Source organism: Reyranella sp. (assembly GCF_004297265.1).
Lineage (GTDB): Bacteria > Pseudomonadota > Alphaproteobacteria > Reyranellales > Reyranellaceae > Reyranella.
Map to the genome: position 1 here is coordinate 98394 of NZ_SCUT01000040.1, position 19562 is coordinate 117955.

20 protein-coding genes are annotated in these 19562 nt (G+C 66.0%); 10 read left to right on the top strand and 10 right to left on the bottom strand.

The window, feature by feature from the left end:
* The first annotated feature begins 42 nt into the window (after nt 1-42).
* A complete protein-coding gene (locus EPO41_RS17430; RefSeq protein ID WP_296327430.1) occupies nt 43-1599 on the top strand; it encodes a gamma-glutamyltransferase in 1557 nt (518 codons plus the stop codon).
* Nucleotides 1600-1688: 89 nt separating this feature from the next.
* Here the strand turns inward: EPO41_RS17430 and EPO41_RS17435 are convergent, their stop codons facing one another.
* From EPO41_RS17435 to EPO41_RS17445, 3 genes are all read right to left on the bottom strand, one after another.
* Entirely contained in the window at nt 1689-1865 is a 177-nt protein-coding gene (locus EPO41_RS17435) for a hypothetical protein (protein ID WP_296327433.1), read from the bottom strand.
* Between the two features lie 215 nt (nt 1866-2080).
* Nucleotides 2081-2647 carry a TIGR00645 family protein gene (locus EPO41_RS17440; protein ID WP_296327436.1) on the bottom strand — a complete coding sequence of 189 codons (567 nt, stop codon included), beginning with the start codon at nt 2645-2647 and terminating at the stop codon, nt 2081-2083.
* An 87-nt stretch (nt 2648-2734) separates the two neighbouring features.
* Nucleotides 2735-4975: a mechanosensitive ion channel family protein gene (locus EPO41_RS17445; protein ID WP_296327439.1), complete on the bottom strand. Its 2241-nt coding sequence runs from the start codon at nt 4973-4975 to the stop codon at nt 2735-2737.
* 156 nt (nt 4976-5131) lie between these two features.
* Between EPO41_RS17445 and EPO41_RS17450 the strand changes: the two genes are divergently transcribed.
* The gene (locus tag EPO41_RS17450) at nt 5132-5350 is read left to right on the top strand and encodes a hypothetical protein (protein ID WP_296327442.1); all 219 of its coding nucleotides are present in this window, start codon (nt 5132-5134) and stop codon (nt 5348-5350) included.
* Between the two features lie 99 nt (nt 5351-5449).
* On the opposite strand, the gene EPO41_RS17455 is transcribed toward EPO41_RS17450, so the two are convergent.
* Complete coding sequence (locus tag EPO41_RS17455; protein ID WP_296327445.1) at nt 5450-7060, bottom strand: NAD(P)/FAD-dependent oxidoreductase; 1611 nt, start codon at nt 7058-7060, stop codon at nt 5450-5452.
* A gap of 132 nt (nt 7061-7192) precedes the next feature.
* On the opposite strand from EPO41_RS17455, the gene EPO41_RS17460 reads away from it, so the two are divergent.
* Nucleotides 7193-7378 (top strand): hypothetical protein, encoded by a 186-nt coding sequence (locus EPO41_RS17460; protein ID WP_296327448.1) that lies wholly within the window; start codon nt 7193-7195, stop codon nt 7376-7378.
* 24 nt (nt 7379-7402) lie between these two features.
* Here the strand turns inward: EPO41_RS17460 and EPO41_RS17465 are convergent, their stop codons facing one another.
* Both EPO41_RS17465 and EPO41_RS17470 read right to left on the bottom strand, forming a co-directional pair.
* Nucleotides 7403-7996, bottom strand: a complete 594-nt coding sequence (locus EPO41_RS17465) for an NAD(P)H-dependent oxidoreductase (RefSeq protein WP_296327451.1) — start codon at nt 7994-7996, stop codon at nt 7403-7405.
* A 95-nt stretch (nt 7997-8091) separates the two neighbouring features.
* A complete protein-coding gene (locus EPO41_RS17470) occupies nt 8092-8487 on the bottom strand; it encodes a DUF333 domain-containing protein (protein ID WP_296327455.1) in 396 nt (131 codons plus the stop codon).
* An 81-nt stretch (nt 8488-8568) separates the two neighbouring features.
* On the opposite strand from EPO41_RS17470, the gene EPO41_RS17475 reads away from it, so the two are divergent.
* The gene (locus EPO41_RS17475) at nt 8569-10014 is read left to right on the top strand and encodes a DHA2 family efflux MFS transporter permease subunit (RefSeq protein WP_296327457.1); all 1446 of its coding nucleotides are present in this window, start codon (nt 8569-8571) and stop codon (nt 10012-10014) included.
* On the opposite strand, the gene EPO41_RS17480 is transcribed toward EPO41_RS17475, so the two are convergent.
* Nucleotides 9996-10520 carry a TspO/MBR family protein gene (locus tag EPO41_RS17480; RefSeq protein WP_296327459.1) on the bottom strand — a complete coding sequence of 175 codons (525 nt, stop codon included), beginning with the start codon at nt 10518-10520 and terminating at the stop codon, nt 9996-9998. The two genes, EPO41_RS17475 and EPO41_RS17480, sit on opposite strands and share 19 nt — an antisense overlap.
* The gene (locus EPO41_RS17485) at nt 10498-11166 is read right to left on the bottom strand and encodes a DUF1345 domain-containing protein (protein WP_296327461.1); all 669 of its coding nucleotides are present in this window, start codon (nt 11164-11166) and stop codon (nt 10498-10500) included. The genes EPO41_RS17480 and EPO41_RS17485 overlap by 23 nt, the downstream gene beginning before the upstream one ends.
* Before the next feature lie 64 nt (nt 11167-11230).
* On the opposite strand from EPO41_RS17485, the gene EPO41_RS17490 reads away from it, so the two are divergent.
* The 6 genes from EPO41_RS17490 to EPO41_RS17515 all read left to right on the top strand — a co-directional run bounded on the left by EPO41_RS17490 (nt 11231) and on the right by EPO41_RS17515 (nt 17365).
* On the top strand, nt 11231-11860 hold the full coding sequence (locus tag EPO41_RS17490) for a trimeric intracellular cation channel family protein (RefSeq protein ID WP_296327463.1): 630 nt from the start codon (nt 11231-11233) through the stop codon (nt 11858-11860).
* 112 nt (nt 11861-11972) lie between these two features.
* Nucleotides 11973-12749 carry an orotate phosphoribosyltransferase gene (locus EPO41_RS17495; RefSeq protein WP_296327464.1) on the top strand — a complete coding sequence of 259 codons (777 nt, stop codon included), beginning with the start codon at nt 11973-11975 and terminating at the stop codon, nt 12747-12749.
* Between the two features lie 27 nt (nt 12750-12776).
* Nucleotides 12777-14423 carry a peptide ABC transporter substrate-binding protein gene (locus EPO41_RS17500; protein ID WP_296327466.1) on the top strand — a complete coding sequence of 549 codons (1647 nt, stop codon included), beginning with the start codon at nt 12777-12779 and terminating at the stop codon, nt 14421-14423.
* A gap of 28 nt (nt 14424-14451) precedes the next feature.
* Nucleotides 14452-15432, top strand: coding sequence for an ABC transporter permease (locus EPO41_RS17505; protein WP_296327468.1), 981 nt, complete (start codon nt 14452-14454; stop codon nt 15430-15432).
* Nucleotides 15429-16331: an ABC transporter permease gene (locus EPO41_RS17510; protein WP_296327470.1), complete on the top strand. Its 903-nt coding sequence runs from the start codon at nt 15429-15431 to the stop codon at nt 16329-16331. Before EPO41_RS17505 ends, EPO41_RS17510 begins: the two co-directional genes overlap by 4 nt.
* Nucleotides 16331-17365, top strand: coding sequence for a succinylglutamate desuccinylase/aspartoacylase family protein (locus tag EPO41_RS17515; RefSeq protein ID WP_296327473.1), 1035 nt, complete (start codon nt 16331-16333; stop codon nt 17363-17365). Before EPO41_RS17510 ends, EPO41_RS17515 begins: the two co-directional genes overlap by 1 nt.
* Nucleotides 17366-17436: 71 nt before the next feature.
* On the opposite strand, the gene EPO41_RS17520 is transcribed toward EPO41_RS17515, so the two are convergent.
* Both EPO41_RS17520 and EPO41_RS17525 read right to left on the bottom strand, forming a co-directional pair.
* Complete coding sequence (locus tag EPO41_RS17520) at nt 17437-18297, bottom strand: DUF6671 family protein (RefSeq protein ID WP_296327475.1); 861 nt, start codon at nt 18295-18297, stop codon at nt 17437-17439.
* A 27-nt stretch (nt 18298-18324) separates the two neighbouring features.
* Nucleotides 18325-19518, bottom strand: a complete 1194-nt coding sequence (locus EPO41_RS17525; RefSeq protein WP_296327478.1) for a M20 aminoacylase family protein — start codon at nt 19516-19518, stop codon at nt 18325-18327.
* Nucleotides 19519-19562 lie beyond the last annotated feature (44 nt).

Sequence of the window (19562 nt, forward strand, 5' to 3'; positions counted from 1 at the left end):
AAGAGGCCCCGCTAAAGTCTTCCCAGCATTTGAGGAGCATCGATGAGCGAGTCGCTGACACGGCAACTGAAATTCACCAAGCATGCGGTTCGCGGCAAGGGTGTGGTCGTCGCCCAGAACGTGAAGGCGGCTGAAGTCGGCGCCTCCATCCTGCGCAAGGGCGGCAACGCCATCGACGCGGCGGTTGCCACCGGCATGGCGATCGGCGCCCTCGAACCCTGGATGAGCGGCATCGGCGGCGTCGGCTTCATGACGATCTGGAGCGCCAAGGAGGGTCGTGCCTGGACGGTCGACTACGGTCCCGTGTCGGCCAAAAAGCTCGATCCGTCGGTCTACGAGATCGTCGGCCCCGGCCCCGCCAACCCCTTCGCCTGGCCCGACATCAAGGAGCAGCGGAACGAGGTCGGCTATCACTCGATCGCCGTGCCCGGCATGGTCGCGGGCCTCGCCAAGGCGCTGGAGCGCTTCGGCACGGTGGCCTGGAAGGACGTGCTGCAGCCCGGCGTCGAGATTGCCCAGCGCGGCATGGAACTCGACTGGTACATGCAGGTGATGATCGCCAACGGCGCGAAGCATCTCGAGAAGTTCCCCGCCTCCAAGGCCAGCTATCTGTGCGACGACGGACGCGTCCCCGCCAGCGACTGGGCCGGCACCCGCCGCTACATCAAGCTCGGCAACCTCGGAGAGACGATGCGGCGCCTCGCCGAAGGCGGCCCGCGCGAATACTACGAAGGCAGTCTGGCCCGCGACATCGCCGCCGACCTGCAGGCCGGGGGCTCGAAGATCTCCTACGAGGATCTCGCGAGCTACGAAGCCAGGATCGTCGATCCCCTCGCCTTCGAGCACAACGGCGTCACCATCAACGTCGCGGGCGGCCTCACCGCCGGCCCGACCCTGCGCCGCGCCATCGAACTCGCGGGCGCGGCGACGAAGGGCAAGGGTGCGCCCGGCGCGGAGTTCTTCGCCGCCATCGCCGAGGGCATGCACAAGGCCTATGACGAGCGGCTGAAGACGCTGGGCGACAAGCCGACCGACACCTGCACCACGCATTTCTGCGCAGCCGACTCCGAAGGCAACATGGTGGCGCTGACCCAGACCCTGATGAGCCTGTTCGGCTCCTGCGTGATGCTGCCCAAGACGGGCATCACCATGAACAACGGCATGCTGTGGTTCGATCCCGAGCCCAATCGCCCGAACTCGATCGCGCCGGGCAAGAAACCGCTTTGCAACATCTGCCCGGTCGTCGTCGTCAAGGACGGCCAGCCGTGGTTCTGCATCGGTGCCTCGGGCGGCCGGCGCATCGTGCCGGCCGTCTCGCAGCTCTCGCTGATGATGATCGACCGCGGCATGGACGTCGAAGCCGCGTTCCACCAGCCCCGCGTCGACATTTCCGGCGTCGGACCGATCCGGGTGAACCGCGACCTGCCCGACGACGTGAAGAAGGCGATCGCGGCGAAGCTGCCGATGGTCGAGGTCGACAATCCGGTCTCGCCGCTGGGCTTCGCCAACCCGTCCTGCATCGTGCGCGATCCCAAGACGGGCGAACTCGCCGGCATGAACGAGATCATGTCTCCTTGGGCGGGCGGCGCAGCGCAGTAGTCCGGCCCCCTTCCAGCGCGCCCCACGCGTCCGGCAACCCCATCAAGTGCCGGACGCGTGGAGTTCCAGAGATACCGGCCTTGAGCGGTTCACTTCTGCGGATCGCAGGCGCGGGGATCGGCCGAGGATTTGCCCAGCGCGCAGTCAGGCAGGTACGGGCCAATCGAAGGGGGTTGGTATTGGCTGCGCTGCATGACCGCCGCCAGGAAGAAAATGCCGACGATCACGACCACGACGGCGACCATCCCGGTGATGAGATCGCGCATCTCAACAAGCCACGGCCAGGCGGGTGGCTTCCGAACGTCTCTCGATCATGGGTGTTGCCGCCTGCAAGATGACAGTAGTTATATCACCTCAATCCACCAGTTCCGGTGGCATCACTGAAATCTACTCGTCAATCTACAGGTTGTCAGCGGAAATTCGACTGGCGGCTAGGGGAATCGACGTTCCTCGATCCGGCGACACGATCGGCCCCGATTTCTCAGTGATGCTGTGCCGGCGGCTGCGAAAGACGGTCGACGACGGCGATGCCGATGGCGGACAGGATGAAAAGGCCATGGATGATCGACTGCCACATGATCGCGGCTTCGGTATAGGTCGAGCCCGGCTTGCCGAGCGTGCCCGCTTCGATGAAGGTCCGGAGCAGATGGATCGATGAAATGCCGATAATCGCCATGGCGAGCTTGATCTTGAGAACGCTGGCATTGACGTGACTGAGCCATTCCGGCTGGTCGGGATGGCGGTTCAGTTCCATGCGCGACACGAAGGTTTCGTAACCGCCCACGATCACCATGATCAGCAGGTTGGAGATCATCACCACGTCGATCAGGCCCAGCACGATCAGCATGGCCTGCTGCTCGGTGACGCTGGGGCTCTCGATCACGAGGTGCAGCAGTTCCTTCAGGAAGAGGAAGACGTAGACGACCTGCGCCACGATCAGGCCGACATAGAGCGGAAGCTGGAGCCAGCGTGACGCAAAGATGAAGCGCGGGATCGGCCGCAGGCTGCGCGGGTCGCGGGCGGTCTGGGAATGCGCTTCGGTCGTCATAAGGCGGCTCCTCGCGAGGGTCGGGAGGCGCTTTTGCACCAATCGGGTCGCACGTTGCAACCCGTATGCAATGACGAAATTAAGGCGTCAGCTCGCGGCCACCGGAACGTTTGCCGGTGCCGGTGCGGGCGGAGTGGGCATTCCCTCCGATGCATCGTTCGAGGCCGGCCCGGTGTGAACGACGACGTTGGCGCCGTCCTTCGCGAACTCGAAGCCCATCGCCGGAAAGGTGCTGAACATCCGCTTCATGGCCTCGCGCTGGATGGCGGCCGGATTGCCCGGCCGGGCCGTGAACTTGAAGCGCACGACGATGGCGTTGCCGGTAATATCCGCCACCCCCTGCATCTTGAAGGGCGCCAGGATCTGGTCGGCGATCGCCGGCATCTCCATCATGTCGGCGCCGATCTTCTTCGACGCCTTGCGCAGCTTCTCGATGTCGGTGTCGCGGGCGAAGCGCAGGTTGAACTTCGTCGTGATCCAGTCGCGACTGAAGTTCGTGATCTGGCCAAGCTGGCCAAACGGGATCGTATGCACCTGACCGTTCTGGTGGCGCAGCTTGATCGAGCGCAGGGTGAAGCCCTCCACCGTGCCCTTGGCCTTGCCGCAGTCGATGTACTCGCCCACCCGGAACGCGTCGTCGGACAGGTAGAACAGGCCTGAGACGATGTCCTTCACCAGCGTCTGGCTGCCGAAGGAGATGGCGATGCCGAACACCGAGGCGCCGGCGATCAGCGGCGTAATGTTGATGCCGAAATCCTGCAGCGCGATCATCACCGCGACGAGGATGATCAGCACGGCCGCGGTGCGCCGCATCAACGGCATCATGGTGCTGAGCCGCGAGGCTGGGCCCGCCGCCGCATCGCCGTCGGCAATCGCCTGAGCGGCATCCTTGGTCTTCGGCCCCATATAGGGCTCGGTCATGTACTTGAAGAGTTCCCAGGCGACAAAGGCCACGAACAAAGTGGCGCCAGCCGTGCGCGAGGAACTCGTCAGCTGCTCCCATTCGCTGACGTTCACCAGGCCGAGCACGTTCACGACCCAGCTTTCGGCGATCATCACCGCGACGCCGATGAGAACGGCAACACGGATGCAGCGCGCCACCACGTCCGGCAGCTTCGGCGTCGCGCTGGCCGGCGTCCGCCCGGCGAGCTGGGAGTCGAGGCGGCGCACGAAGGCTTGCATCAGCGTCTCGAAGATCAGGACGCCGACGACCAGGTTCAGTGTCAGGACCATCGCAGAGCCGACATGCACGGAGCCGGACACGGCCCCGTACATGAGCGTTACGCCCAGCGCGATGAAGAACAGCGGAGCGATGGGGATCCACCTGCGGCCGAGGGCACCAATCACGGGGGCGAGCTCTCGCAGGCCGCCGAACCATTGCTGTGCAGCGACCCGCGACCGGTAAGCCAGCCACAGGAACACGGCCAGATAGAGGACGCCGCCGACGACCTGGAAGGCCGCGAGAGCGTCCGCCGGCGTGCGAATGGCTACCAGGACCTGGCCCAGGATACGCATGAGCACGATGACCAGCATCACCACGGAGATGCGCAGGTACATGGACTTCGCCCCGCGATCGTCGACCGCACAGAGGCGCGCCGTCGGCAGCTCGGGCTGCAGGATGACACGGAACAGCAGGACGTAGAGTCGCCAGGAGAAGATGCCCGCCAGCACGGCGGCAGCCAGCTTGTCCTGTCCCGTCGCTCCCGTGAACCAGGCCCCGGTGGCTGCATTGCAGATCAGCCAGACGGCCAGCACGCCCAACCCATCCAGCATGGCCAGACCCACGAGGTGGGCGATCGATCGCACGCCGTGTTCGGGCCCGGCATTTGCCGCCAGCCGCACCCTGAACCGGCGAAGCAGGAGCCGCAGGATGGCCTCGGCTGCGACGGCGACCACGCCGACGGCGCAGAGGAGCAGCAGGAAGGTCGAGGCCCCTCGCCCACCGGCCGCTTGCTGGTTGAGGAGGCCTGGAATGCGGGCGAGTTCGGTGCCGAGCGTGGGCAGCGCGTTGACCACCTTGACCGTACCATCGATCAGGGCGGCGAACGGATCTGGGCCCGTCTTCGGCTCGACCCTTACGATCTTCGGGGGCGGCGGCGCCTTCGACTTCGACTTCGATTCGGCGGGGGCCGCGGCCGGCGCAGCAGCGGGGGCCGGCGCATGCGCGCCTTCGGCCTTCAGCTTCTCGGAAACGGAATTGCTGATCGCATCGACCAGGGAGTCGAACTGCTCCTGCGAGAGGCCCGCGGGCGGCGTCTGAGCATGGGCCGACATGCCCAACCCGAGGGCGAGCGTCAACGCCAGGGCGAGCGTGCGAAGAGCGTTCACGATCCAAGTCCTTCCGTAAGCCAGGTGCCGTCCAGGCAGCCGTTTCCGATTTCTACACCACTTCCGTATGATTTCGAACCTTGATGTCAGGGCTGGCAATCGACCGAGAGGCCCGGCAGACTCCATTCGATCGAGGAACAACCTTCACACACGGCCATGGACAAGGAACAACTGGAACGGGTGAACCGGGCGCTTGCTCCCTGGATGCCGGCGCGCCGGATGCACCGTCATCTCGTGATGGCCCTCGTCGGGCTCGGCATGATTCCGTTCCTTCGCCCGGACATGCACATGGAGTTCCTGCTGCTGGCCTGGCTGGTGCTGCCGTTCACTTCGCCCCGGGTCAGGGCCACCGTGGCCGGCTGGTTCGGAAGGTAGACCTCATTGGAGCGCGCCACTCCAGTGGCGCCCTGTCATGATGTTGTTGACGGATATGAGCGCAACTGGAGTGGCGCGCTCCGGGTCGTCCCGCTCCGACTAACCCAAATCCATTTCGCGGTAGCCGTTCGCGGCAACCGCGTCGCAGCGGGCGCGATAGGCGGGCGCACTGCCGCTATAGCGCGAGATGCGCCGTGTCTGCTTGCCCTCGACATTGGTGTTGATGCCGGTGAACCAGGAGTTTACGTCGTTGGACAGCAGGCCGACCGACGCCTCGTGCACCGTCTTCATCCAGTCCTTGACCCCCTCGGGCCGGGCGTCGATGCGGGTCAGGCCGCGGTCGCGCATGAAGCGCAGCAGGTCGGTCACCCATTCGACATTGTATTCGATGCTGCGAGGGATGTTGCCCAGGGCGGTGTGCGGCCCCAGCAGCAGCAGCATGTTGGGAAAGCCTTCGACCGACATGCCGACGAATGTCTCCGCGCCTTCCGCCCACTCATCCCTCAGCTTACGGCCGTCAACGCCGCGGAAATCGATGCGGTCGAAAGCGCCGGTCAGAGCGTCGAAGCCGGTGGCGTAGATGATCATGTCGAATTCGTAGTCACGCGCGCTGGTCTTGATGCCGGTCGGCGTCACGCGTTCGATCGGCGTCTCCGTAAGATCGACCAGTTCGACATTGGGCTGGTTGTAGACCTCGTAGTAGCGGGTCTCGAGCGGCACACGGCGGGTGCCGAAGCCGTGGTTCTTCGGAATGAGCTTCTCGGCGACCCTGGGATCCTTCACCCGGCTTCGGATCTTGCGCGCGACGAAATCGGAAATCAGCGCGTTGGCGTCCTTGTTGGTCAGGATGTCGTTGAAATTGCCGACCCAGATTCCGAACCCGCGCTCGCCGTAGAGCTTCTCGAAGAAGGCCTCGCGTTCCTCGGGCGTCACGTCGAAGGTACCGCGCGGGTCGGCGGTGTGCAGGAAGCAGGCGAAGGTCTCCTGGCAGCGCCGGAAGATCTCCGGATAATCGGCACGGATGCACGCCATCTCGGCGGCGTCGATCTTGCCGTTATGCAGCGGCGCGCACCAGTTGGGCGTGCGCTGGAACACGGTCAGCTGCTTCGCGGTCTTCGAGACTTCCTGGATAGTCTGCACGCCCGTCGCGCCGGTGCCGATCACGGCGACCCTCTTGCCCTCGAAGCTGACCGGTTCGTGCGGCCAGCGCGCCGTATGGCAGCTCTGTCCCTTGAAGGAATCGACGCCCTCGATGCGCGGCATGGTGAAGGCCGACAGCGGCCCGATCGCGGTGATCAGGAAGCGCGCCGTGTGGTGGCTGCCATCCTCGAGAGTGACCCGCCAGCTTCGCGTTTCCTCCTGCCAGTGCGCCGCCGTGACCTTGCTGCGGAACTGGATATCGCGGCGCAGGTCGAACCTGTCGGCGACATGGTTCAGGTAACGCAGCGTCTCGGGCTGCGGCGAGAAATGCTCCGTCCAGTCCCATTCGGCCAGAAGTTCCTTGGAAAACGAATAGCCATAGGAATAGCTCTCGGAATCGAAGCGCGCGCCGGGGTACCGGTTCCAGTACCAGGTGCCGCCCACACCGGTGCCCGCCTCGAATACGCGGGCCTTCAGGCCGAGTTCGCGCAGACGATGAAGCTGGAAGAGGCCGGACATGCCGGCACCGATGATGATGGCATCGAAATCGGGGCTGTTTTCAGTGGTCATGGCCGGAGCGTAGCCCCGCGTGTGGCCGATCTGCAACGCATCACCACCGCACTGCGATGGTCCGGCGGTTCGAGCAACCGGCGTGGCCCGCCCCCGTTGGCCCCAGATCAATTGCAGAGGCAGGAGAGGTTCATGATCAAGTCCATGGTTCTTGTTGTCCTGGTCGGTGCCAGCGTGGCTGCTTGTTCCGTTCGCACCGAACGTGTCGTCGAGGCGCCGGCCGCCACAACGACGCAACGCACCACCACCGTCTCGCCGGATCCCTACGCCCCGGCCGCGACGACCACGACCACGACCTATACGACTCCCACTCGCTGAGGCCGCGACACTCAGGCGCGGCCGTCACCGGATAGTGGCGAGCCGCGCCTTTACCTTGTCCAGAAAGGCCCTCCGCGTGCGGGGGGTGGAATGATCCATGTCGTAGTGCGCCAGCCAGAAACTGGAGCAACCCTTGGCGCACATCGGCTTCAGACCGCGCATCATGACCATGCGCCCCGGATTGCCGGCGAACAGGCGGACCACCCACCACGGCGAGCCATAGGTCGTCACGACCCCGAAGAGCCTGATGCGTCTCAGGCTCGGCTCGAGGTGATTGTCCTTGGCATCATACACGAATGCCGTGCCGGGTCCCCAGACGCGATCGACATATCCCTTCAGCACGGCCGGCATCGAGAACCACCAGTGCGGATAGCAGAAGACGATGCCCTCCACGCTTCGCAGTGTTTCGACATACCCGGCGACCGCCGAATCGTCGTAGCCGTTTCCCATGTAGGTCTGACGTTCGCGCTCCGTCATCGCGGGCTGGAATCCCTCTCGATACAGGTCAGTGGGAACGACCTCGTGGCCGCCCGCTCGCAACGCGTCGACCGTGGCCCGGAAGAGGGCCCCGTTGAAGCTGTCTTCAAGAGGATGGCAGTGAACCACCTGTATGCGCATGGCGCCTCTAACGGTCACCCCACGGACGCGTTGCGCCGGGAGTGCGCCACGGTATTCGTCTTGCCGAAGTGGCCCTGCTCAGCGCCCGGCATGGCCTATCGGCCGGCGCAGGTGCCGGCATAGTACGCGCCGGCCTCGCAGGTCGCGCCGTTCGGCAGCAAGCAGCTTCCGCGCTCCGGCGTCGCGCCGGGTGCCGACACGACCGAGTAGCGGCCGCCGGTGATGGCGCAGTAGCGTCCCGCCGGCGTGGCATAGCCCGTCACGCGCAGGCCGGTCTTCGGGCACTCGCCGCGAAACAGCGCCCATTCCTCGCACTGGTAGTTGTCCGTGAAGGTGCAGACCCCGAACTGGCCGCCATCGGGCCGCTGTTCGATGGTCAGTGTGCCGCCCTGCTGCGTGCAGTTGACCGAGGCCGGATTCGCGAGCTGCGGCTGCGCCCCGGCGCCGGCCGCCCACGCCACGACAATTACTGAAACGAACATCCGATACATGCAGGCCTCCTGCCGGACCCTAGCCGAATCGGTGCATTGCGTCCGCTGCCGGTCTGGGGCCAGACTGCGGACGAATTGCACATGAGCGCGCCTTCGCCCCCCCTGCCCGACGACAGCATCAAGCGCCTGCTGCCCTGGCTGGTCGCCGTGGCGTTCTTCATGCAGTCGCTCGACACGACCATCCTGAACACCGCGGTGCCCGCCATCGCCCAGGCGATGGACGTGACGCCGCTCGACGTGAAGTCGGTGCTGGCGAGCTATACGCTGAGCCTCGCGGTCTTCATTCCGGTGAGCGGCTGGATGGCCGACCGGTTCGGCACACGCCGCGTCTTCGCCGCAGCGATTGCCTTGTTCTGCGTGGGCTCGTTGCTCTGCGGCCTGTCGACGAGCCTCGAGATGCTGGTCGCCTGCCGCGTCCTGCAGGGTGCGGGCGGGGCCATGATGATGCCGGTCGGGCGCATGACGCTCGCCCGGACCTTCGGCAAGGCCGACCTGGTGAGGGCCATGAGCTTCGTCGCCGTCCCGAGCCTGATCGGCCCGATGATCGGTCCGGTGGCGGGCGGCGCGATCGTGCACTGGCTGCACTGGAGCGTCGTGTTCTTCGTCAACATCCCGGTCGGGATCGTAGGCCTCTACTTCGTGCGCCGTTTCCTGCCGGACTATCGCGAAGAGAAGACTCATCCGCTCGACGTGCTGGGCCTGATCCTGTTCGGCGGCGGCATCGCCCTGCTGTCCTACGTACTGGAGGTGTTCGGCGACAACAGGCTTTCCGGGCAGGAAGTGGTCGGCCTGCTGGCAGTCTCGGTCGTTCTGCTCGCGGGTTACGGCATCCGAGCCTCCCTGACCGCCTTTCCGCTGCTCGATCTCGGCCTGTTCAGGATCCGCACCTTCCGGGCGGCCGTGAACGGCGGCTTCTTCACGCGCCTGGGCCTGGGCGGCATCCCGTTCCTGTTTCCCCTGCTCTACCAGATCGGGCTCGGCTTCTCGCCCATCCAGTCGGGCCTGCTGGTGCTGCCGCAGGCCATCGCCTCGATCGGACTCAAGAGCTTCATGCCGGCCATTCTGGCCCGCCTCGGCTATCGCAATGTGCTGGTCTTCAACACGATCGTGGTCGGGTTGCTCATCATGTCGTTCGCCACGGTGGGCGCGGAAACCCCCATCTGGCGCATCGTCGTGCAGGCCTTCGCCCTCGGCCTCTTCACGTCGATGCAATACACCAGCATGAACACACTGGTATATGCCGACGTCTCCGGTCCGCAAACCAGCGGCGCCAGCACGATCGCCGCCACGGGCCAGCAGCTCTCGATCAGTTTCGGCGTGGCCGGCGCCTCCCTGATCGCCGCCATGTTCGTGCCTGCCGAGATGCATTCCCATGCCGGCGCGATGATCTACGGCGTGCAGAAGGCCTTTCTGATCCTGGGCGTCATGACGATCGTCTCGTCAGCCGTTTTCATGGAGCTTAAGGCCGATGACGGCAGCGATATCAGCAAGCACGACTCGCCGCCTCATCATGAGCCGGAAAAGTAGTTGAGCCGCCAGATGGCGACGTTCAGCACAGTCGCGAAGGCGATCCAGGCGAGATAGGGCACCAGCAGCAGCGCCGCCCACCGGTCGATGCGACGGAAGAGCAGCGCCGTCGCGAGCACGAGCAGGTCGAGCGCGAGGATGACGGCGACGGCGAGGCCGATCTCGCGCAGGCCGAAGAAGGCCACGCTCCAGCCGAGGTTGACCGCGAGCTGCAGCGCGAAGACCGCCAGCGGTCCCCTCGCCGTGTCCCAGTCCGCCTTCCGCCACACGCGCCAGGCGGCCACCGCCATCAGCACGTAGAGGGCCGTCCAGACCGGGCCGAAGATCGCGTTGGGCGGATTGAACGACGGCTTGGCGAGCGTGGGATACCAGGTCGCGACGCTGGTCGCGGTCACCGAAGCGCCGAGCGCTCCGGCGCCGAGGCACAGGCCGGCGAACAGGACCAGCGCCAGCAGGTCCCTGCCCGTGCCGAGCCCGGGGCGTCTAGAGGAGGCTTGCACCGACATTGATGGTAAGCGCCAGAATCGCGGTGTTGAAGGTGAAGGAGACGATGCCGTGCACGAGCGTGATGCGGCGCATCGCCGGCGAGACGGTGCCGACGTCGCCGGTCTGCGCCGCGCAGCCGATCACGAACGAATAATAGAGGAAGTCGCGGTAGTCCGGCGGACGGTCGCCGGGAAACTCCAGGCCGCCCGGCCCGTCATCGTCCGGGCGGTAATAGATGTTGGCATAGTGCAGGGTGAACACGAGGTGCGTGAACGTCCAGGACAGCGCAACGGTTGCGCCCGTCAGGGCGAGCGCATGCCAGAGCGACCCGTGCGGCGTCTTGAGGACCGCCAGTTCCGAGAAGATGGTGGCGAAGCTCGCGCTGGCGCTTACGATGACCACCAGGAGGATGACCCCGTCGCCCTCATCGTAGTAGGCCGCGCGCGCGTAGCAGGTGTCCACCGTCGACTTGGCGATCATGCGCAGCGTCATCACGATGTAGGCCAGTGCCATCAGGTCCCAGCCCAGCAGGCTTCGGGTCGCGAACCGCATGTCCTGCGGCAGCACCAGGAACAGGACGAAGCCCGCCGCCAGCGCGATCAGCAGCCGCATGCGGGCGTGGACGAAGCGGCGGAAACCGCGGGGCGGGACGGCTGTCTCGGTCATTTCCATTCCATGGCCGCACTCTGCCATCTCGGCGGCGGGCGGCAATCGTTGTAATCTCGCCGCGATGCTTTTCGACACGATGGATCTGGCGGCGACCTTCGTGTTCGCCATCAGCGGCGCGACACAGGGGGTGCGCAAGCAGTTCGACCTGTTCGGCGTGCTGGTCCTTGCCTGGGTGGCCGCGGTCGCTGGCGGCATGGCGCGCGACCTGATGATCGGCGCCGTCCCGCCGGCCGCCATCGCCAACTGGCGCTACCTCGCCGTGACGGTCGCCGCGGGCCTCCTGGGATTCTTCGCCTCCGACCTGATTGCCCGGCTGCGCACCCCGGTCCTGCTGTTCGACGCGGCCGGCCTCTGCCTGTTCGCCGTCACCGGCACCCAGAAGGCGCTGGCCTATGGGCTCACCCCCCTGATGGCCGCCATGCTGGGCATGGTGACCTGCATCGGTGGCGGAGTGGCGCGTGACCTTCTTACCCGCCAGATCCCGACCGTCCTGCGCTCCGAACTCTATGCCGTCGCCGCCCTGGCCGGCGCGGGAACGGTCGCCCTGGGCTTCTGGCTCGGCCTTCCCCGCCATCCGATCGCGCTGGCAGGGGCCGCCCTCTGTCTTTTCCTGAGACTCATGTCGATTTACCGCGGATGGAGTCTGCCCGTGGCCGTGACACGAAATAAGTCCTCCACAGAAACTGACTAAATTCGTGCCTCCGAAATGCCGGATTTGTCGCCACGCCCTTGCCGGTCCTGTGTATGAACGCTAAACACACGGCCGTCATTTTGTCGCAAGCGGCGTGGGGGACAAAAGCAGCATGGCGACGAAGAAAAAGGCCAAGTCGACTGAAACTGCGCCCGCAGCCAAGGCCGCCAAGAAGTTGACCGAAAAGGTGAATTCGGACCGTGCGACCGGCACCCCGGAAGCGCGGGACACTGCCCGTCTCCTGCTGGAGATCGAGGCCATCCATTGCCGCCCGGAAAACCCGTATATCTTCACGTCCGGGCGGGCGAGCCCGGTCTATATCGACTGCCGCAAGATCATCTCGTTCCCGGAAGCCCGGGCCAAGATCATGGCCCACGCCCACAAGATGATCGAGAAGACCATCGGCTGGAACAAGATCGACGTGGTGGCCGGCGGCGAGACGGCGGGCATCCCGTTCGCGGCCTTCCTAGCCGCACTTTCCAAGAAGCCGATGATCTACGTGCGCAAGCAGCCCAAGGGCTTCGGGCGCATGGCGCAGATCGAGGGCGAGCTGAAGCCCGGCAAGCGCGTGCTGCTGGTCGAGGACCTCGCGACCGACGGCGGCAGCAAACTCGTCTTCATCGAGGCTCTGAAAAAGGCCGAGGCCAAGGTCACGGACTGCTTCGTGGTCTTCCACTACGGCATCTTCCCGCAGAGCATCGAGATGCTGGCCGCGGCCGGGGTCAAGCTGCATGCGCTGGCCACCTGGTGGGACGCGCTGGAAGCCGCCGAAAAGCACAAGTACTTCGACGAGAAGGGCCTCGCCGAGACGCGCGCCTTCCTCGAGGCGCCGGAGAAGTGGTCGGCCAGCCACGGCGGCCGGCCGCCGTCGCGCGCGCTGGGCCGCTAGCCGGCTCTTTGCTACGGTGCGGCGGACATGATCCGCCGCCTCCTCTCTTTCATCTTCGCGCTCGGCGCCCTCGCCTCTCCCGCCAACGCGAAGGACGAGCTGGTCGTCGCCATGACGCAGATGCCGGGCACCTGGAACCCGATCATCAGCTCCATGCTGGCCAAGTCGCTGATCGCCAACATGACGGCGCGACCGGTCACGGCCTACGACGCCGACTGGAAGCTCGTCTGTCTCGTCTGCACCGAATTGCCCACCATCGAGAACGGCAAGGCCCGGGTGATCAATCTTGCCGATGGCAAGAAAGGGATGGAGATCGACGTCGAGCTGCGCGATATGCGCTGGGGCGACGGCACGCCGGTCTCTGCGAAGGACGTCGCCTTCACCCTGGAAGTCGGCCAGCATCCGCTCTCCGGCGTCGCTTCTTCAGAGGGTTACAAGCGGATCATCAAGCTCGACGTAAAGGACGACCGTCACTTCACCATGACGATCGACCGCGTCACGTTCGACTACAACAGCATCGGCTTGCAATTGCTGCCGGCCCACATCGAGAAGCCGATCTTCGACGCCAATCCGGCCGAATATCGCAACAGGACCGCGTACGACACGCAGTCGACCAATCCCGGCCTGGGCTTCGGCCCTTACCGCCTCGCCGAGATCGTTCCCGGCAGCCGGGTCGTGCTAGAGCAGAATCCGACCTGGACGGGCGAGAAGCCGCATTTCAAGCGCATCACGGTGCGCATCATCGAGAACACCGCGGCGCTGGAGGCCAACCTCCTCTCCGGCAGCGTCGACTACGTGCTGGGTGAACTCGGGCTGTCGCTCGACCAGGCTATCGCCTTCGAGAAGCGTCACAAGGACAAGTACAACGTCGTCTACAAGCCGGCGCTGATTTGGGAGCATATCGACGTCAATCTCGACAACAAGCTGCTGGCCGACCGGCGGGTGCGGCAGGCCATGCTGCTGGCCATCGACCGCAAGGCCATCTCTGAGAAGCTGTTCGAGGGCAAGCAGCCGATCGCCCATGGCGGCATCAGTGAGCTCGATCCGATGTTCAGCCCGGCCGCCCGCCAGTACGGCTACGACCCTGCGGCAGCCCGCAAGCTGCTCGACGAGGCGGGCTTCTCGACCCTCCGGAACAACGTCCGTCAGAACGCGGCGGGCGAGAAGCTGTCCATCGAGCTGGGTACGACCGCCGGCAACCGGGTGCGCGAGCTGGTGGCGCAGGTGATCCAGAGCCAGCTGCGCCAAGTCGGCATCGAGGTCCGCCTCAAGGCCGAGCCGCCGCGCATCTTCTTCGACGCGATGGGCAAGCGGACCTATAGCGGCCTGGGCATGTACGCCTGGGTGCAGCGGCCGGAAGGGGTGCCGCGCTCCTCGCTTCATTCAAAGGAAATTCCGTCGGCCGCCAACGGCTGGAGCGGCCAGAACTATCCGGGCTACGCCAACCCCAGGATGGACACAGCGCTCGACGCCACCGAACGCGAACTTGACGTCGTCAAGCGACGTGCCCTGTTTGCCGAGATCCAGAAGCTCGCGGCCGACGACCTGCCGTCCCTGCCGCTGTTCTTCCGGGTCGATCCCTTCGTGATTCCCAAGCCGCTCAAGGGCGTAACGCCGACCGGCACGCTCAACAGCTCGACCCTGTGGATCGAACAGTGGCGCTGGGAAAACTAGATAATGGCAAGATCCCCGGAATGAGGGCATGAGTCGCTATTTCGTGGCGCGCGCCGTGCAGACCGCCGTCACCCTCCTTCTGATGAGCCTCGTCGTCTATCTGCTGATCGGCCTGATGCCGGGCGATCCGATCGACATGATGATCTCGGGCGACCCGACCATGACCAGCGCCGACGCCGCCCGCCTGCGCGCCGCCTACGGTCTCGACAAGCCGCTGTTAGAGCGATACCTCGCCTGGCTCCTGCAGGCCGTGCAGGGCAACTTCGGCTACTCCCGGTCCTTCGGCCAGCCGGTACTGACCGTGCTGTGGCCGCGCCTGCTGAACACGCTGCTGCTGGCCGGCGTCGCCTTCGTCATCTCGGTGGCGATCGCCCTGCCGCTCGGCATGTGGGCGGCCGCCCGTCCGCGCAGCCGGGCCGATTACCTGATCAACCTCCTGTGCTTCGGCGGCATCTCCGCCCCGCCCTTCTGGCTGGCGCTGCTGCTGATCACGCTGTTCGCCGTGAAGCTGGGCTGGTTGCCGGCCGGCGGCATGGCCGACATCCGACCCGGGACATCCTGGTCAGCCGCGACGGTCGACCAGCTGCGGCATCTGGCCCTGCCCGTCCTGACGCTGACCCTCGTCCAGCTCGGGGGCTACACCCGCTTCATGCGCGGGGCGATGATCGAGGCGCTGCGCCAGGACTATGTGCGGACGGCCCGTGCCAAAGGCGCCTCGGAACGCATCGTCCTGTGGCGGCATGCCTTTGCCAATGCGCTATCCCCGGTCCTGACGATCCTCGCCCTCTCCTTCGGCGGCCTGGTCTCCGGGGCGCTGATCACCGAGACGATGTTCGCCTGGCCCGGCATGGGCAAGGCGATCTACCAGGCCATTCTCGAAAACGACTACAATCTGGCCCTTGTTGGGCTTCTGGTCGCGACGGCCGCCACCATCGGCGGCAACCTGCTGGCCGACCTCGCCTATGCCTGGGTCGACCCGCGCGTCTCCCTGGCGGATGTCGCGCCATGACGGCGGTCGCTCTCCGGCCGTCGGCGTGGCGCCGGATGCTGCGCCACCGGCTGGCCTGGGCCTCGCTGGCCTTTCTGTCGGTCATGCTGATGCTAGCGCTCGCCGCCCCCTTGATCGCCGAACTGCGCGGGGTCGATCCGACGCAGACCGACCTGTTCCGCCGCTTCGAGGGTCCGTCGGCGCAGCACTGGCTGGGCACCGACGATCTGGGCCGTGATCTCTTCCAGCGCTTGCTCGACGGGGGCCGCGTCTCGCTGCTGGTGGGCATCTCGGGCGCTGTCCTGTCGGCGATCCTCGGCGCCTTCATCGGTGTCGTGGCGGGCTATCTCGGCGGGCGCTTCGATGCCTTCCTGATGCGGCTCACCGACGGCGTGATTTCGCTGCCGCTGCTACCGCTGCTGATCGTGCTGGCGGCGGTCGATCCGCGGAAGCTCGGCATCCCGGCTGATGTCGCGCAGTCGGAGATGTTCTCGCTCTACCGCATCGTGGTGATCGTGGCGCTGACCGGCTGGACCACCGTCGCGCGGCTGGTGCGCGCCGAGACCCTGTCGCTCAAGGCGCGTGACTTCACACGTGCGGCCGTGGCGCTGGGCGCCCGCCCGCAGCGAATCATGTTCCGCCACATCCTGCCCAACACCGCGGGGACGCTTGTCGTCGCTACCACCATGTCGGTGGGCACGCTGATCCTGTTCGAATCGACCCTGTCGTTCCTCGGCCTCGGCATCCAGCCGCCGGCCGCGAGCTGGGGAAATATGCTGACCGGTGCCCAGGAGCTGCTGCAGGAGGCGCCGGTTCTGGCGCTGTGGCCGGGCCTGCTGATCTTCCTGACCGTGATCGCCTTCAATTTCCTGGGCGATGGACTGCAGGATGCCCTCGATCCCAGAAGCGAGAGACGCTGATGACCGACGCAACGCTCAAGTCCACCGAGTTCACCGCGATGAGCCGGCTCACGCCGGACATCGACCTCAATGCCGAGGGCAAGGCCACGGGCTTCGTGCGCGTGCCGCATTCCGTGCATCGCTCCGCCTATGGCTGGATCCCGATCCCCATCGTGCGCATCAAGAATGGTGACGGCCCCAACGTGCTGATGCAGGCCGGCAACCATGGCGACGAATGGGAAGGCCAGATCGGGCTGGGCAACCTGATCCGCGCGATCGAGCCCAGGGACATCAAAGGCCGGCTGGTGATCCTCCCTTCGGCCAACTTCCCGGCCGCGATGGAGGGGCGGCGCACCTCGCCGATCGACGAGGGCAACCTCAACCGCTCCTTCCCTGGCGATGCCGAGGGTACCATCACGCAGCAGATCGCCTACTGGATCGAGCATGCGTTGCTGCCGGGCTTCGACTACGCCTTCGACTTCCATTCCGGCGGCAGCTCACTCACCTACATCCCGAGCGCACTGGCGCCCCGCCACCAGGACGCCGCGCGCATGGAGAAAGTCATGGGCCTGCTGAAAGCCTTCGGCGCCCCGGTCAGCTACATCTCCGCCGCGCCGCAGGGCGGCGGCCGGACCTTCACCTCGGCCTCCTACCGTCAGGGTGTAGTCGGCATGGGCACCGAGTTGGGCGGCGGCGGTCTCGTGACTCCCGGCTCGCTCAAGGTCGCCGAGGACGGCATGCGCCGCGTGCTGGCCCATGTCGGCCTGCTGCAGGGCCCGGTGCCGGCGCCGACGAAGACCCGCTTCACCGAGATCGGCGGCGACGACTACTACGTCTATGCAACCGACGGCGGCCTGTTCGAGCCTTTGGTCGAACTGGGCGACGAGGTGAAAGCCGACCAGCCGGCCGCCCGCATCCACTTCCACCACACGCCGTGGCGCGAGCCGGAAGTCGTACAATTCAAGCGCGCCGGCCTCGTCCTCTGCAAGCGCGTCCCCGCCCGCTGCGAACGTGGCGACTGCCTGTTCCACCTCGCTACGGATCTAGTCGTTTAGCCTTCATTGGAGCGCGCCACTCCAGTGGCGCTCATGAATCTGATGCGCCACTGGAGTGGCGCGCTCCATGGCTACGCCGTGCGACAGCTCTTGCAGGAGAGCTTCGGCGCCGTCTTCCGCCCGTCCCTGCGCGGGCGGGCCTCGGCGTGGCCGCAGACGTTGCAGCCGTCGATCTCGAAGTCGATCCAGTGGGTGGGATCGCCGCAGGCCTCGCAGGGCAGGCCGCGGCGCGACTGGATGCGGCCGAAGCCGGGTGCGTGGCATTTCGGGCAGAGGGACTGCAGGCGCTTGGCGAGCTGCCAGCCGGCCGCGCGCAGCACCTTCATCCGGGTCGGGTTGCGGTGCGCGCGCATGTCCGAATAGAGGACGGCCAGCCCCTCGGTGGAGCGCTCGGCCTCGCGGTCCATGGTCGCGATCACCTCTTCCTCGGTGGCGAGGCCCTTCACCGGATGGTCCATGTCGCTGCTGCAGGCGACGAACACGCCGTAGCGCGGGAAGCCCATCGCGCGCAGTACGGCGAGCCGGTTGGGATCGCTGGCGCGGAAGCGCGACAGGCGCCAGCTCGTATGATGGGTCGGGAAGGTGTCGATCAGCCGGATGCCACGCTTGCGGTCGATGAAGGCCAGGATCTCGACGCCGCTCGAGACCAGCGGCACCCGGTCGATCGGTCCATAGCTGCCCTCGCTCGCGACCGCGCAATCGACGTCCATCGTCCGGAAGGCCAGCTCGGCCTTGAGCAGCGAGGTCTCGACCAGGGCATCCGGTCGCGGCACCTCGCCGGAGAAGGTGCCGAGCGTGTCGGTGTCCAGTTCAGGCACCGCGACGACGTCCGCGCCCAGCACGCGCCGGAAGGCGGGCCCGAGCGCCCGTTCCTTCTCGTGCATCGTCGCCAGCCCGATGCGGGCATTGGCATAAGGGTGCAGACCTGACACGACCGCGCCGCAGGCTGGTGTTTCGCGTTACTCCGCGGCCTGGGGCATCGCCTCGCGCGCGAGCTGCTGCTCGACCAACGTGGCCCAGTAGGACGCGCCGAGCGGCAGGATCTCGTCATTGAAGTCGTAGCCCGGGTTGTGAACCATGCAGCTTCCCGCGCCGTCGCCGTTGCCGATCCAGATGTAGCATCCGGGCCTTGCCAGGAGCATCCAGGCAAAGTCCTCGCTGCCCATGGCGGGCGTCGGGTTGCGGTTGACGTTCTCCAGCCCGACCAGCGACGAGGCGGCATGGGCCGCGAACTCGGTCTCCTGCGTGCTGTTCACGGTCGCGGGATAGCGCTTCTCGTAGCGCCACTTCACGACCTCGGCGCCGAAACCTGCGGCGACGTTGCGCGAGATCTTCTCGATGTTTTTCTCGATCAGGTCCTGCACCGGCTTCTTGAAGGTACGCACGGTGCCGCGCAGCACGCATTCCTGCGGGATCACATTCCAGGCGTCGCCGGCATGGATCTGCGTCGTCGAGACGACGGCTGTGTCCATCGGATCGACGTTGCGCGCCACGATCGACTGCAGCGCCGTCACGATGTGCGCCCCGACGACGACCGGATCGATCGTGTACTGCGGCATCGCACCGTGTCCGCCGACGCCCTTCAGCACGACCTCGAAGATGTCGTAGGCGGCCATCATCGGGCCAGGACGGACGGCGAACTTGCCGACCGGGACGCCCGGGATGTTGTGCATGCCGTAGACGCCTTCGACCGGAAACTTCTCGAACAGCCCCTCCTCGACCATCACGCGGCCGCCGCCCTCGTTCTCTTCGGCCGGCTGGAAGATGAAGTAGACGGTGCCGTCGAAATTCTTCGTCTCTGCGAGATACTTGGCGGCGCCCAGCAGCATCACCGTGTGGCCGTCATGGCCGCAGGCGTGCATCTTGCCGGGAATCGTCGACTTGTGATCGAACTCGTTGGTCTCGTGGACGTCCAGCGCATCCATGTCGGCGCGCAGGCCGATCGCGCGGTTGGACGTGCCGGACCGCAGCACGCCCACGACGCCGGTCTTGGCCAGCCCGCGATGGACCTCGATGCCGAAGCTCTCCAGCTTCGCGGCGACCACGTCGGCAGTCCGCACTTCCTCGAAGGCCGTCTCCGGGTGGCTGTGAATGTCATGACGCCACGCGGTCATGTCCTTGTGGAACGAGGCAATGCGGTTGATGACCGGCATCCTGAAATCTCCGTTGAAACTGTTGCGGCGGATCGTAAGGGAGC

Coding starts and splice junctions, on each gene's coding strand:
- EPO41_RS17505 (WP_296327468.1), top strand. CDS start 14,452: ATGAGTCGCTATTTCGTGGCGCGCGCCGTGCAGACCGCCGTCACCCTC.
- EPO41_RS17470 (WP_296327455.1), bottom strand. CDS start 8,487: ATGTATCGGATGTTCGTTTCAGTAATTGTCGTGGCGTGGGCGGCCGGC.
- EPO41_RS17455 (WP_296327445.1), bottom strand. CDS start 7,060: ATGACCACTGAAAACAGCCCCGATTTCGATGCCATCATCATCGGTGCC.
- EPO41_RS17440 (WP_296327436.1), bottom strand. CDS start 2,647: ATGACGACCGAAGCGCATTCCCAGACCGCCCGCGACCCGCGCAGCCTG.
- EPO41_RS17460 (WP_296327448.1), top strand. CDS start 7,193: ATGATCAAGTCCATGGTTCTTGTTGTCCTGGTCGGTGCCAGCGTGGCT.
- EPO41_RS17525 (WP_296327478.1), bottom strand. CDS start 19,518: ATGCCGGTCATCAACCGCATTGCCTCGTTCCACAAGGACATGACCGCG.
- EPO41_RS17495 (WP_296327464.1), top strand. CDS start 11,973: ATGGCGACGAAGAAAAAGGCCAAGTCGACTGAAACTGCGCCCGCAGCC.
- EPO41_RS17465 (WP_296327451.1), bottom strand. CDS start 7,996: ATGCGCATACAGGTGGTTCACTGCCATCCTCTTGAAGACAGCTTCAAC.
- EPO41_RS17485 (WP_296327461.1), bottom strand. CDS start 11,166: ATGACCGAGACAGCCGTCCCGCCCCGCGGTTTCCGCCGCTTCGTCCAC.
- EPO41_RS17510 (WP_296327470.1), top strand. CDS start 15,429: ATGACGGCGGTCGCTCTCCGGCCGTCGGCGTGGCGCCGGATGCTGCGC.
- EPO41_RS17430 (WP_296327430.1), top strand. CDS start 43: ATGAGCGAGTCGCTGACACGGCAACTGAAATTCACCAAGCATGCGGTT.
- EPO41_RS17490 (WP_296327463.1), top strand. CDS start 11,231: ATGCTTTTCGACACGATGGATCTGGCGGCGACCTTCGTGTTCGCCATC.
- EPO41_RS17475 (WP_296327457.1), top strand. CDS start 8,569: ATGAGCGCGCCTTCGCCCCCCCTGCCCGACGACAGCATCAAGCGCCTG.
- EPO41_RS17435 (WP_296327433.1), bottom strand. CDS start 1,865: ATGCGCGATCTCATCACCGGGATGGTCGCCGTCGTGGTCGTGATCGTC.
- EPO41_RS17450 (WP_296327442.1), top strand. CDS start 5,132: ATGGACAAGGAACAACTGGAACGGGTGAACCGGGCGCTTGCTCCCTGG.
- EPO41_RS17480 (WP_296327459.1), bottom strand. CDS start 10,520: ATGTCGGTGCAAGCCTCCTCTAGACGCCCCGGGCTCGGCACGGGCAGG.
- EPO41_RS17500 (WP_296327466.1), top strand. CDS start 12,777: ATGATCCGCCGCCTCCTCTCTTTCATCTTCGCGCTCGGCGCCCTCGCC.
- EPO41_RS17515 (WP_296327473.1), top strand. CDS start 16,331: ATGACCGACGCAACGCTCAAGTCCACCGAGTTCACCGCGATGAGCCGG.